General features: G+C 51.5%; 11 protein-coding genes. All 11 read right to left on the reverse strand.

Features of this window, described 5'->3' with window-relative positions:
• Nucleotides 1-46: 46 nt before the first annotated feature.
• The gene (locus tag WMO29_RS05000; RefSeq protein ID WP_349164023.1) at nucleotides 47-817 is read right to left on the reverse strand and encodes a Cof-type HAD-IIB family hydrolase; all 771 of its coding nucleotides are present in this window, start codon (nucleotides 815-817) and stop codon (nucleotides 47-49) included.
• Between the two features lie 15 nt (nucleotides 818-832).
• Nucleotides 833-1,417, reverse strand: coding sequence for a hypothetical protein (locus WMO29_RS05005; protein WP_349164024.1), 585 nt, complete (start codon nucleotides 1,415-1,417; stop codon nucleotides 833-835).
• A 180-nt stretch (nucleotides 1,418-1,597) separates the two neighbouring features.
• Nucleotides 1,598-3,733, reverse strand: a complete 2,136-nt coding sequence (gene acsB, locus WMO29_RS05010; RefSeq protein ID WP_349164025.1) for an acetyl-CoA decarbonylase/synthase complex subunit alpha/beta — start codon at nucleotides 3,731-3,733, stop codon at nucleotides 1,598-1,600.
• 245 nt (nucleotides 3,734-3,978) lie between these two features.
• Nucleotides 3,979-4,713, reverse strand: a complete 735-nt coding sequence (locus tag WMO29_RS05015; protein ID WP_349164026.1) for an amino acid ABC transporter ATP-binding protein — start codon at nucleotides 4,711-4,713, stop codon at nucleotides 3,979-3,981.
• Nucleotides 4,703-5,368 (reverse strand): amino acid ABC transporter permease, encoded by a 666-nt coding sequence (locus WMO29_RS05020; RefSeq protein ID WP_349164027.1) that lies wholly within the window; start codon nucleotides 5,366-5,368, stop codon nucleotides 4,703-4,705. The genes WMO29_RS05015 and WMO29_RS05020 overlap by 11 nt, the downstream gene beginning before the upstream one ends.
• Before the next feature lie 151 nt (nucleotides 5,369-5,519).
• Nucleotides 5,520-6,344, reverse strand: coding sequence for a transporter substrate-binding domain-containing protein (locus WMO29_RS05025; protein WP_349164029.1), 825 nt, complete (start codon nucleotides 6,342-6,344; stop codon nucleotides 5,520-5,522).
• A gap of 145 nt (nucleotides 6,345-6,489) precedes the next feature.
• Entirely contained in the window at nucleotides 6,490-7,080 is a 591-nt protein-coding gene (locus WMO29_RS05030) for a cytidylate kinase-like family protein (RefSeq protein WP_349164030.1), read from the reverse strand.
• A gap of 154 nt (nucleotides 7,081-7,234) precedes the next feature.
• Nucleotides 7,235-8,023: a carbon monoxide dehydrogenase/acetyl-CoA synthase methytransferase subunit gene (gene acsE, locus WMO29_RS05035; RefSeq protein WP_158361987.1), complete on the reverse strand. Its 789-nt coding sequence runs from the start codon at nucleotides 8,021-8,023 to the stop codon at nucleotides 7,235-7,237.
• A gap of 29 nt (nucleotides 8,024-8,052) precedes the next feature.
• A complete protein-coding gene (gene acsC / locus WMO29_RS05040) occupies nucleotides 8,053-9,405 on the reverse strand; it encodes an acetyl-CoA decarbonylase/synthase complex subunit gamma (RefSeq protein ID WP_349164031.1) in 1,353 nt (450 codons plus the stop codon).
• A 24-nt stretch (nucleotides 9,406-9,429) separates the two neighbouring features.
• Nucleotides 9,430-10,371, reverse strand: a complete 942-nt coding sequence (gene acsD / locus WMO29_RS05045) for an acetyl-CoA decarbonylase/synthase complex subunit delta (protein ID WP_158361985.1) — start codon at nucleotides 10,369-10,371, stop codon at nucleotides 9,430-9,432.
• 86 nt (nucleotides 10,372-10,457) lie between these two features.
• Nucleotides 10,458-12,587 carry an acetyl-CoA decarbonylase/synthase complex subunit alpha/beta gene (gene acsB / locus WMO29_RS05050; RefSeq protein ID WP_349164032.1) on the reverse strand — a complete coding sequence of 710 codons (2,130 nt, stop codon included), beginning with the start codon at nucleotides 12,585-12,587 and terminating at the stop codon, nucleotides 10,458-10,460.
• Between the last annotated feature and the right edge of the window lie 152 nt (nucleotides 12,588-12,739).

The following is a 12,739-nucleotide window of genomic DNA, read 5'->3' on the forward strand; positions in this document are numbered from 1 at the left end:
AAATTGCTCCGACTGCCACACCTGGCAGCCGGAGCATTCTCTTTTTCTAAATCAACTTGAAGTGCTGGAGCGCATGGGTGATCCCGCCCTCTCCTACGCTGTCCGTCACATAATCCGCGATTTCCTTTACCTCCGGATCCGCATTTTCCATGGCCACGCCGATTCCGGCAAACCGAAGCATCTCCATATCGTTTTCCCCGTCGCCGAAGGCAATGATTTCTTCCCGATCGATGCCATAATAACGAAGCACCCGCTCCATACCCTTGGCCTTACTGTTGCCCGCGGCGATGATATCCACACCGTAGGGATTCCAGCGGGTCATGCGGCAGTGGGGCATATCTGCAAGCACCCGATTTACATCCGCCTCATCGGCAAATACATTGACCAGATAGACCGGATTGCCATCGAAGCGGCCTGTCTTTGGCAGTTCCGAGGAGATGTCCGCCTGGGTCTTCCGCACCCGGTCATTGATGAAATTGATATAGATCTGCTTCTGCTCCACGAAGGCCACCGGCAGCTCCATTTCATCAAACCAGCGCAGAGCGCCCTGCATATCCTCCTCAGGAATGGCACATGCGTCTATCAGCTGTTCTTCTTTGTCCAGACAGATCTGACCGTTCAGAAGCACATGCCCGTCAAAGGAAAGCTCTGTCACGCCCAGCTCCTGAAGCTCCAGCAGATGCCGTCCGGTGCTGGTGAAAATTTTCACGCCGCTTCTCCGTAACTCTGCCAAAGCCTCCTTCGTGTCTGATGGAATCTGACCGATGCTGTGATCCATCAGTGTTCCGTCAATATCAAAAAATGCTGCTTTTATCATCTCTGTAAGCCTCTCTTATTCTGCGTCCAGAAGCACCACACGGACTGCTTCCTTCTGCTCATTCAGCCAGATGAGACACCGGCTTCCTTTTTTGATATCCTCAGCCCGAACTATGTTCCGGGTACGGAAGGGCTTTATCTCCGCCGTGTCCGGAATCACATAGCTCTCTCCATCTTCAGCAACCACTTTCAGGCAGCCGTCTTTCGCAACCGGCTTCCGGGCAATGACTGCGTAATAGGGTGCAGCTTCCTTCTCCGAAACATTGGTAAACACTACCTCCGGCGTACACTGAGGCGGCAAAGACAGGGTCATGGCCGGTCCCAGATACGCCACAAAGCCTCCCTTTTCCACGTCAGAAAGCTCCAGCGGCAGACCGCTCTCCCCATCTACCAGAACCGTATTCTCCGGATCGATCGTCAGAATCATCTCTCCCTGGGAAGACATATCAGACTGATTGTCTACTATGATATCTTCCTCCGAGATCTCTTCAATTTCTCCATAGATACGGACTGCCGTATCCTCTGCCTTACTGCCGCAGGCGGTCGCCGCCGTCAGCGCCATGGCCAGTCCCAGTACCGGTATCACTCTTTTTAATTTCATATTCGTCCTCCTGAATCTTTTTCCCCAACCTGTCTCTCCCTACAGGTTAGCCCCATTGTATCAGATGGATACCGAAAAAGGAAGCTTTCTTAAGAACAATTAAGGATCCAAAAAATGGGGCTTGACTTTCTGCAGCCAAACCCCACTTTCTGATTCTCTCGTTTTATCAAAAATCCTGTGTTACATAATCGGATCCAGACCCAGTACCGGATGGTTCTTCTCCTGCAGGAACGCCATCAGAGCCTCCTCATCGGTTGCTACGGTCTCGTCTGCGATCATATCGGCAAAGTTATCAATGCCGTATTTCTCTTTTGCGGACTTGTTCAGACGCTCTGCTACGTCGTCCTTCAGCTCCTTCGGCATCCATACGATACGCTCAAAGCCGCCCTCGGCGCTCATGAACTTCTTGGAAGCGATAAAGTGACGACCATGGCCCATGAAGCCCGGCGTCTGAACTCCGCCGCCTGTCATACTTGCCAGCTCACCGAAGGTCATGCCAAGGGGCGTCATACCTGCGTACTCACGGTTGGCAATGATAACGCCATTGGAGAAGGGCTCGATACCACAGATACACTCGAAGCAGCCACAGGAGGTCATCGGGTCTTCCATGATGGAGTACAGGGTTACTCTCTCAAGGGCTCCCTGGGTTGCCTCAGCTACCATACGGTTTACATCCGGGTAAATTCCCTTTACTTCGTCCTCACAGCCTTCCTTGGAAATCGGCTGGCAAGGTCCGGTGGGGTTCAGCTCCTTGGTTGCCTTTGCATCCAGCCAGGAAACGGCTCCGCAAAGTCCCAGACGCTCCGGAGTTACCACGCAGCAGTGTGACGGTGCGAAGGACTGGCACAGGGTACAGGTGTAGAACTGGTCTACGCTCTCATCAGTCAGGGTCTCCAGACGCTCGTCACGCTTCTCATAGGTCGGCATAGCGACGGTATCCAGAAGCTCCTGAACCTTATCGGTATCGGTTACGATGGTAACCTGACATTTATCTACGACGATATCAAACTCGTCCATGATCATATTGTAAAGCACCTCTGCGAAATGGGTCAGGCGAAGTCCTGCTTCATAAGCAGCCTTGCTTACACGGACACGGATCTGATTTCTCTGGCCGGTGTGCATCACACCTTCCATATAGTTGTACCATGCATGGATCTTACGCTCGATAACCGGCTCGAAGTCAGGCTGCATCTTTGCTCCCGCCACCTGTACATAGGTAGCCAGCGCGAAGGTCTGACCCTGCTCCAGCTCGTCCAGATCCTTGCCTACAATGGTAATCTTGTGATCCTCAATCTCATCTGCATTGCAGGTCTGTACCAGCTCGCAGGTGGGCGCCTTATGGGAGCTGAACTCTACCTGCATATCGCCTCTCCGGATAATCTCGCCCTCGAATGCGGAAGCGAAAGCAACCGGAATCGGAAGCTCGGTTACTTTAATCTTAATGTTACGCAGCTCCAGGGACTTCTTCACGGTCAGGCTGTGATCCAGAACAGACTCCAGCGCGCCCGGAACCTGATTCTCGCCCAGATCCACGTCTACGACTACCGGGAAGCCCAGCGCGATAGCGCCTGCGCCTGCGGATACAACCACCTCGTTCAGAGCGCCGAAGGTATTTACAAATGCGGGTACTCTTTCCTTGGTATATTTCAGCAGTCCCGGAAGATCGCCAGGTGTAACATTACCGAAGATCAATGCTGCACGGATCGCCACAGTTACTACATGGATGACTGCGGTTACATCATGTCCCAGCGGAACTACACGGAAATCCAGACCGATCTTTACGCCTCCCTCGGCACACTGCTCGATGACGTCGCCAATCAGGAAGGTCATGATACCCTTGCTCTGGTAATCTTTTACAACTGTCACTACATCTTCTGCATTGTCAGCCTTGCCCAGTACAACTGCTACGCCGGGAATATCTCCGGTTACAAGAGGTACGCCCAGAGAACGGATAACCGGATCCGGTACGAAGCCGATACCGCTGTCCTCTGCATACGGGTCGGCATTATCCACATACTTCAGGGCCTCGATGATCTCTGCTCCCACTGCGGTAGCCAGACCTGCGTTCAGTGCCTCGCCCAGGTCTTCCTTGTTGCTGATCAGGCTTTTCAGTACGCCTACACAGGCCGGCAGATCGCCAAGCTTGCTTACCTTTACGCCGGTAGCAGCGTAGATGGTCGGCAGGAAGTACGCCGTATCCGGCATTGCAACCTTCTTGTCCTCACCGTACTTTGCAATCGCGTCGTTTACAGCACCTTCTGTCAGTCCCGCAACTGCGTTTGAGCCTCCGTAGATTAAATCTGTTAATACGCTCATTTCTTATGTCCCTCCTTGGGTTATGTAACTGTTTCCTTTGGAAATCAGCCTTTAATGATTAAATTTTAGCACTCCTGTATAAGGAAGTCAATAACCCCGGGGGAGGGTTTATGAAATTATACCAACTCGGTATTTTGGCATATTCATACCAAAACACTTCGCGGGATAGTGCCTGTGAACAGTAACAAGTAAAGAAACCGAAGATGGCTTCTGGATTTTTTTCCAGAAGCCATCTCTGTCATTTTTTATAATACTTTACTCAGGAAATCAATGGTTCTGGGCTCCTTCGGATGAGCCAGTACCTCCTCTGGAGTTCCCTGCTCTACGATATAGCCGCCTTCCATGAAGACTACCCGGTCTGCCACCTCGCGGGCAAAGCCTATCTCATGGGTTACGACCACCATGGTCATTCCCTCTTTTGCAAGCTCCTTCATAACCGCCAGAACCTCGCCGACCATCTCCGGGTCAAGGGCAGAGGTGGGCTCGTCGAAGAGCATGATATCCGGCTTCATAGCCAGGGCGCGGGCGATGGCCACACGCTGCTTCTGTCCGCCGGAGAGTTGGCTCGGGAATGCCTCCGCCTTATCTGCCAGGCCTACACGTGTCAGAAGCTCCATGGCTTTTTTCCGGGCCTCGTCCTTGGTCATCACCTTCAGATGGACCGGAGCCAGCGTCATATTGTCCATCACATTCAGATGGTTGAACAGATTAAAATGCTGGAACACCATACCGATGTTCTGACGCACCTTATTGATATCCGTGTGCTTGTCCGTCACGTCATAGCCGTCTATCAGAATCTGGCCTGCCGTCGCCGTCTCCAGCTGGTTCAGGCAGCGCAGGAAGGTGGATTTACCGCTTCCGGAGGGTCCCAGGAGAACCACAACCTCGCCTTCGGTAATATCCATACTGATATCCTTCAGAACCTCCAGCTTTCCAAAGCTCTTTTTCAGGTTCGTTACATGAATCTTATTATCTGCCACGGTTTACCCTCCTCTCGATTCTCTTTGCCAGCTTACTTAAGGTAATGATGACAATCATATACATCACGCCGACGATGGCCCAGGACTGCAGCGGCTTTAAGGTATTACCGGAAATGGTTTTACCAATCAGCGTCAGCTCCGGGAACGCGATCACGGAAAGAATCGACGTATCCTTCAGGGTAATAATAAACTGGTTAATGATAGACGGAATCATGGTGCGTACCGCCTGGGGCACTACGACCAGCGCCATGGAGGAACCATAGGAAAGTCCCAGACTCCGGGAAGCCTCCATCTGTCCCCGATCCACACTCTCGATACCGGCGCGGATAATCTCCGCCATATAAGCGCCGCAGTTTAAAGAAAGGGCGATGGTACCCGGCATCAGATTATCCCAGCGGAACTGGATTCCGATTCCCTGCAGACCTGCCGGAATACCAAAATAGATAAAATAGGCCAGTACAATCAGCGGCACGCCGCGGATGGCATCCACATACACAGTTCCGATGAGATTCAGTACCCGATTGTGTCCCACATTCATCAGACCAAAGATCATACCGATGACCATGGCAATGACCAGGGTCAGAAGAGTCATCAGCAAGGTCTGTCCCATGCCCTTCAAAAGCATCAAGCCATATACCTGAAGAATTGCTATCATATATCTTTTCTCCTCACTTGTTTACTCCCGCTGTCCGCGGGGCTTCTCTGCCGCGGAATACTTCCTGCATTGTGGAAACCTCCGTATCCGGGAGCTTCCACAGTACAGGAAGCAGCTGCATTGCTACGCAGCTGCTCCGCACCTTTTATCCCTATTCGCCAAGATACTTATTCAGAATCTCATCGTAGGTTCCGTTGTCTTTAATCTCCTGCAGTCCCTTGTTGAACATATCCAGAAGCTCCTGGTTATCCTTATTCATGATAGCCATACCATAAGGAGCTACCTCGCTTGCGGTACTCTCTACGATAGTCAGATCCAGTCCGCCGGTCTTGATGTTGTCTGCCATGATCGGCTTATCCTCTACGCAGGCATCTGCCTGGCCAAGGACAACTGCCTGATACATGCTGGGAGAATCCTCATAGGTAGAAATCTGGAAGCCGTATTCGTCCTTCAGGCTCTCTGCATACTGAGCACCTGCTGTCGCATTCTTTACCGCAATGGTCTTACCCTTCAGATCGTCCAGGCTCTCGACACCGCTGTCCGCCTTCACTGCAAATACCTGATAGGAATCATAGTAAGAATCGGAGAAAATCCATCCGTTTGCCTGACGCTCTTCTGTGATGCTCGCACCTGCCAGCAGGGCATCTGCCTGACCAACCTGTACAGCGGTAACTGCTGCGTCCCAGCCAAGGCTCCGGAGATCGACATTGAAGCCCTGATCTGCTGCTACTGCCTTGATGATATCCACGTCGATTCCTACGAACTCACCCTTCTCATCGGTGTACTCAAAGGGACGGAATACCGTATCCATTGCGATAACCCATGTTTTGTCAGATCCGGTGCTCTCAGCAGCGTCTGTACTTTCAGTTGTCTCTGCAGGCGCTTTCTCAGCAGCCTTATCAGAGCTGGAAGATCCGCATGCAGCGAGACCCAGGGTCATGCTTGCAGCCAAAGCCAATACAAGTAACTTTTTCATAATGTATACACTCCTTTTCCCCGGCTCATTGGCCGGTCATATTTAGCACAAGGGCGATGTATAGTTATACACCGCCCTTGATGCCACCTCTTAAGTATAATTTTTTCTGTTAAAGTTGTCAAGCAAAAAACTTTTTCGCTTTTCGTTAAATTTCCCTGGCAGCTGCCAAAACCATTTCTACTGCCCTGTCAATTCCCAGTTTTTCTGTATTGATCGTCAGATCATAGTTTCGGGCGTCCCCGTAGATCTGCTTCGTATAATACTCACAGTTCTTCTTACGGGAGCGGTCTGCGTCGCGGATATCCTTCTCCACCTGGGAAAGCGGTACCCCCGGCATCATGGCGGACATACGGTTGACTCTCCAGTGGAAGCCGGCATGGGCAAATACGTGGAGACAGTGATCGAATTCCCTTAAGATATACTCGCTGTTCCGGCCTACAATCACACAGTTCTCATGATTTGCCATTTCGCGGATAGCGTCTCTCTGAGCCTGCCAGAGCTCTTCGTCCAGGGGCTTATTGTAGAAATCAAACAGACTCTGGGCAAAACCAAAGTTTTTCGGCACTCTCTCGTCCCATTTCCGCACCAGCTCCGGATCCAGCTTCGAGTTGGCCAGGGCTGTTCTCAGAATGATATCCTTATCGTAAAACTCAATTCCCAGCTCCTTCGCCACTCTCCGGCCGATTTCACCGCCGCCTGCACCGAATTCACGGGCAATCGTAATAATCTTTTTCATGAAAGCTTCCTCCGTTCTGTAAGCCTGTCGGCTCCGTCTTATGTTTCATTATAACGAACAAAAAGACTTCGGGCAACCCCTTTCTCCACAAAAAGAGCACCCCCGGAAACCCAGAGATGCTCCTCTTTCAATCTTTATTCGATAATTACCCGAATTAAACCTCAAGATAAGAATCTGCGTACAGATTGTTGTTCTTGATGATATCGCAGGACTTGATGGTCTCCATCAGTCTTAAGTCGTTCGGGTTTACGATAGCGGAGGTCAGACCGTTCATCATAGCCATAGCTACCATAGCGGAGTCCATGATCGGACGGATGTGCTTCGGCATACCGTTGGAGTTATTGGACAGACCGCCGGTGGACTTCATGCCCATGTCGGAGATCATCTTGATAAACTCCAGAACCTGCATCTGCTTGTCCTGCATTCCCTTGATAACCAGGAATAACGGGTCAAACCACATATCCTCAGCAACGTCCATACCATGCTCCATGCCTCTCTCCATCAGAGTCTGCATGTACATCATACGCTCGTCGTTGTCCTTAGCGATTCCCTCGCCGTTGCACAGAGCGATAACGATAGCGTCGTTAGCTGCTGCCAGGTCAACGTACTCCAGTCTTCCAGAAGCGTCAGCGGAGTTAACGATGGGCTTACCCTTTGCACGGTTGTATACAGAGATACCAGCCTCAATAGCTGCTACGTTGGAGGTATCCAGTGCCAACGGAACGTTGTCGAAGTTGCCCTGAAGCAGCTCAACGGCCCACTTCATCAGCTCCGGTCCGTCATTCTCAGCCGGTCCGATATTAACGTCCAGGTATGTAGCGCCTGCGTCCAGCTGCTGCTTTGCTCTCTTCAGGATCGGCTCCGGATCTCTCTCGGAAAATGCCTTATTTACAGCCGGTGCTGTGGTGGAAAGTCTCTCACCGATGGTAACAAATTTTGCCATAGTTTTGTTCTCCTTTTATTATAAAATAATTAGATCTCGCCGTTAGCCTGCAGATCCTTCAGGAACTTCACAAGCTGTACTGCCTCGTTGGGGGCTACGATAACTTCCCAGCCCGGCAGCTTCGCCTCGATATCGCCCTTCAGAACTGCTACCTTTCCGGGGATGATCAGCTTTCTGCACTTAACCTTCGGCTCTACGTTCTCCTGGATGAACTTGGATACAGAGGTAGAAGAAAGCTTACCAGCTGCCCAAGCAGTCAGTACGGAAAGTCCGCCTGCGTCGTTGATGATCAGGTTGCAGGGAACGCCGGAACGCTCCAGCTCGCCGGATACTACGAAGTAGGTCAGAGCGAAGTCTACAGTGGTCAGACATACGGAATTCTCATCGCCGCCGTTCAGCGGGTAGATGCCCGGCTCAACCTTCATGGGCTTCTGCGGGTCGGTAAATACATTCTGGCGCAGACCATACAGCGGCAGAGCCTGTGCATAGTCCATGCTTTCCATAACGATGATGGAACCGTATTTTACAGTAAACAGTGAAACAAGAGCTGCCTGCATGGTCGGATCTCCGGCAGCCAGTGCTCCTACGTTAACGATGGAGGGATAACCGAAGGTTCTGTTCTGATCCTTCAGAGCCGCGCGACGAATCTGTACGGTGGTAGCAAACGCGTCCTTAACAGAAGCAGTACCTACATTCAGTACCAGGTTCTTGTTGCCCAGCTTCTCAAGAGCTGCTGTGGTATCATAGAGCTCGTTGATGTCTGCGCCGCGAACGCCCAGAACAACGCCTGCCTCAGTAGCGACAGCGCTCATAGCCTCGTAGTTGGAAGCGTCTGCGCCATCCAGAACCGGCTTTGCGTCCTTGCATACAGCCAGAGCTGCCTTTGCAGCCTCAACATCGGTACAGTCAAGTACCAGAGTCTTGCCGCAGTCCATAGCCTTCTTAACCAGCTCCACATAAGCATCAACGCCCTTATCTGCACAGTAGGACAGATACAGCATCTCAACGTGCATACGCTCGCCGATACGGTCGTAATCAACCTTCTTAGCTGCCTCAAGCTTCGCGTCGATATCCTCGTCCGCGCTGCAGATGGATACTGCGTATCTCGGCTTGCTTACAAAGGTCTTCTCATGACGGCAGAGAACGGTCTCGCCGCCCAGTGTGTACTCAGCCTCGCCGGTACCAACCTTGATGGTCTTCATGGGCGGAGCAGTTGCCTCTGACAGAGTAGCCAGCGCTTCTTCGGACATATGCGGACACTTGCTGAGTTCTACAGCGCCCTGAGCAACCTTCATAGCAAATGCCATACAGGTCGGGCTTCCGCACTCCTTACAGTTTGTCTTCGGTGTTAATTTAAAAATATCCAAGCCTTTTAATGCCATGGTAAATTTCTCCTCCTTCCTCGATTAAACCAGTGCTTTAATTAATTTTGAAATCGTTGCAACCGAGGTCGGATGTTTCAAAATTACTGCATTGGAGCCGGATGCCAGTACTGCTGCGGCTGTCTCAACTTCCATATCAATTCCACGCTCTTCCTGGGATCCCCACTCCGGCATATCTGCTTCGGAAGCCATAGCCTCTTTTACATTCCATGCCTCGTCAGCTACCGGTGTCATAATCGGCATCTGAAGCTGTACATCACCCTGAGCCAGAGCTGCTGCCTTTACACGGTCCATAGTAGAAACTACGTACTCAAAACCGTATCCGGCTGCTGCGGAACCTACGTTCATGACAACGTTAGCCTGATCTACGCCCAGCTGTCCGATCAGCACGTTCAGCTGTTTTGCAAGGTTGATATCTACGGCAGACTCTGCTCCGACCTTCTGGCCGTAAGCAAGACCAGCTGCTGCTGCAACTGCCTTGTAGTTCTCTTCTCTTGCGGACAGGATCAGTACGTTCTTTCCCTGAAGCGCTTCTGCAACCTTGGAGAAAAGCTCTGCATCCTTCTCTACATTCTTACATCCCTCAATTACAAGAGGAGCTGTGATCGCGTCGCCAACCTCTTTCGCGATAGCTACGCAATCCTCAACGGAACGGTTCTCGCCATTCGGATCCGCTCCCTCAAAGCGGAGAACAACGAAATCTGCTCCAGGCATTTCTTCGGCTTTCTTTGCAATCTCTGCAAAAGTTGTAGCACCTGCATAGTAGTCCTTGATTCCTGCAACTTCATTCTCCAGACCCATGTCTGTAATCAGAACTCCAATCTTCGGTGCATTCTCGATCGGCGCGTCGAATGTATAAAACGGCAGTACATTCTCTCCGCCAAGCTTCACTGCCTTATCTCCGGTTCCGATTTCTACGGTACGGATAGCAGCGTTGAATTTTCCTGATTTTCCAGTAAACGGCATTTCTTAGTTACCTCCTTGTCCTTTACGTGGTTTTAACGCATAGGGGCACAGCCCCTATGCGTAAACCAATTATCTTACATATTATACTACATCATCGGGTCCATGCCAAGTGCCGGATGTCCTTTTTCTGTAAGGAATGCCAGCAATGTTTCCGGATCCTCTGCGATAGTCTCGTCACCGATCATATCGGTAAAGTTGTCGATTCCGTAGAGCTCTTTTGCTGTCTCATTGAGACGCTCTGCTACGGACTCCTTCAGCTCCTTGGGCATCCATACGATACGCTCGATTCCGCCCTCAGCCTTCATAAACTTCTTGGAAGAGATGAAGTGCTTTCCATGTCCCATGAATCCAGGTGTCTGAACTCCACCACCGGTCATACTTGCCAGCTCGGAGAAGGTCATTCCCAGCGGAGTCATACCTGCGTACTCACGGTTGGTGATAACAACACCGTTGGAGAACGGCTCGATACCACAGATACACTCGAAGCATCCGCAGGAAGTCATCGGCTTCTCCATGATGGAGTACAGGGAAACCTCTTCCAGAGCACCCTGGGAGTAAAGCTTAACCGCCTCATTGACATCCTCGTACTCACCGATTCTCTCATCGATGGGCTTCTCTTTGGTGATAACCTGGCAGGGTCCCTGGGGATCCAGCTCGTTGGTAGCCTTTGCGTCCAGCCATGAAACGGCACCGCACAGACCCAGACGCTCCGGAGTAACCACGCATACGTGGGACGGGGAGAATGCCTGGCACATGATACAGCTGTAGTATACGTCTACAGACTCGTCAGTCAGAGTAGCCAGACGGTCGTCACGCTTGTCAAACAGCGGGATAGCAGTCTCATGACGCATCTTGGTACACAGCTCCGGATCGGTGATAACCTTAACCTGGCATTTATCTACAACTGCGTCAAACTCATTCTTAATTCTTGCGTACAGAACCTCACCGATGTGCTTTGCACGGAAGCCTGCGTCGAAAGCGTTCTTGCTTACACGGATACGGATCATATCACGCTGACCGGTATGCATAACACCCTCAATGCAGTTCAGGTAGTTATGGAACTTACGCTCGAATACCGGCTCAAAGTCAGCCTGCATGCTCTTTCCGGCAACCTCGACAACGTAGCCGATGCTGTGCTTGCTGCCTACCTCGAACTCGTCGAAGTCCGGTCCGATTACTTCGATCTTGTGGTCCTCAACCTCAGACGCGTCCTTTGCCTCAACCAGCTCGAAGCAGTCCACACGGGAACCGTCGAACTCTACCTGCATATCGCCGCGGCGGATAATCTCGCCCTCGAATGCGGATGCGAAGGAAACCGGGATATCGATCTTGGTAACCTTAATCTTAATATCTCTTGCTTCAATAGAAGTAGCGTTGAACTTGGATACGTCCTCCTGAACGATCAGGCTCTTCGGTACACGGAAGATATTCTCGGTCTCGTTGGTTACTACCGGGAAACCAAGAGCGATTGCGCCTGCACCGCAAGCTACAATAACATCATCCAGCGGCTTGAACGCATTTACGAACGCCGGTACACGGTCCATGGTGTACTTCATCAGCGCGCCTGCGTCGCCCGGTGTTACGTTACCGAAGATCAGAGCCGCACGAAGCGCTACAGATACAACGTGGATTACTGCGGTTACGTCCTTGCCAAGCGGTACGATACGTACGGCGTTGCCCATGTTCAGGCCTGCCTCTACGCACTGTTCGATAACGCCGCCTACCAGAGTAACCAGACAGCCCTGTGCCTGATAGCTCTTAACCAGCTCTACTGCTTCTTCTGTAGAAGGAGCGCTTCCCAGGATAACAGCTACGCCCGGGATATCGCCGGTTACAAGGGGTACACCCAGCTCACGGATGATAGCGTCTGCCAGATGTCCGTAGCAGGGCTCCTCGTACGGCTTTGCGCCGTTCATGTACTTCAGTACCTCGATGAACTCTGCACACAGAGCTGTTGCAACACCGCTCATGAATGCGTCGTTCAGTCTCTTCTCTCTGGTCATCAGAGTCTTTACAACTCCCAGAGCTGCCTTCAGCTCTTTCAGGTTGGTAACCTTGCTTCCTGTTACGGCATAGTAGCAGGGAAGGCTGTATGCAGTGTCCGGGAAGGATACTGCCGCATCTTCTCCGTACTGTGCGATTGCGCCGTCGATAGCAGCCTCGGTCAGTCCGTAAACTGCGTCGTTGCCGCCGAATACTCTATCAAATAATGTCACGGTATTTTACCTCCAAATTTTAATTCGATTGATCGAGGATTTCCTTAATCTTCCGGATCTCCTCCTTTGCGGACTCGCTTACATCGTAGGGGGATTTGCCCTGCCGGTCCGCATCTATCACTTCCGGGTTATAATGGATAAATCCAAGTAAA

The sequence above is a fragment of the Laedolimicola intestinihominis genome (assembly GCF_040096155.1).
GTDB lineage: Bacteria > Bacillota > Clostridia > Lachnospirales > Lachnospiraceae > Laedolimicola > Laedolimicola intestinihominis.

Coding starts and splice junctions, on each gene's coding strand:
- acsB (WP_349164025.1), bottom strand. CDS start 3,733: ATGAGCGTATTAACAGATTTAATCTACGGAGGCTCAAACGCAGTTGCG.
- acsE (WP_158361987.1), bottom strand. CDS start 8,023: ATGGCAAAATTTGTTACCATCGGTGAGAGACTTTCCACCACAGCACCG.
- WMO29_RS05005 (WP_349164024.1), bottom strand. CDS start 1,417: ATGAAATTAAAAAGAGTGATACCGGTACTGGGACTGGCCATGGCGCTG.
- WMO29_RS05000 (WP_349164023.1), bottom strand. CDS start 817: ATGATAAAAGCAGCATTTTTTGATATTGACGGAACACTGATGGATCAC.
- WMO29_RS05025 (WP_349164029.1), bottom strand. CDS start 6,344: ATGAAAAAGTTACTTGTATTGGCTTTGGCTGCAAGCATGACCCTGGGT.
- acsD (WP_158361985.1), bottom strand. CDS start 10,371: ATGCCGTTTACTGGAAAATCAGGAAAATTCAACGCTGCTATCCGTACC.
- WMO29_RS05030 (WP_349164030.1), bottom strand. CDS start 7,080: ATGAAAAAGATTATTACGATTGCCCGTGAATTCGGTGCAGGCGGCGGT.
- WMO29_RS05020 (WP_349164027.1), bottom strand. CDS start 5,368: ATGATAGCAATTCTTCAGGTATATGGCTTGATGCTTTTGAAGGGCATG.
- acsC (WP_349164031.1), bottom strand. CDS start 9,405: ATGGCATTAAAAGGCTTGGATATTTTTAAATTAACACCGAAGACAAAC.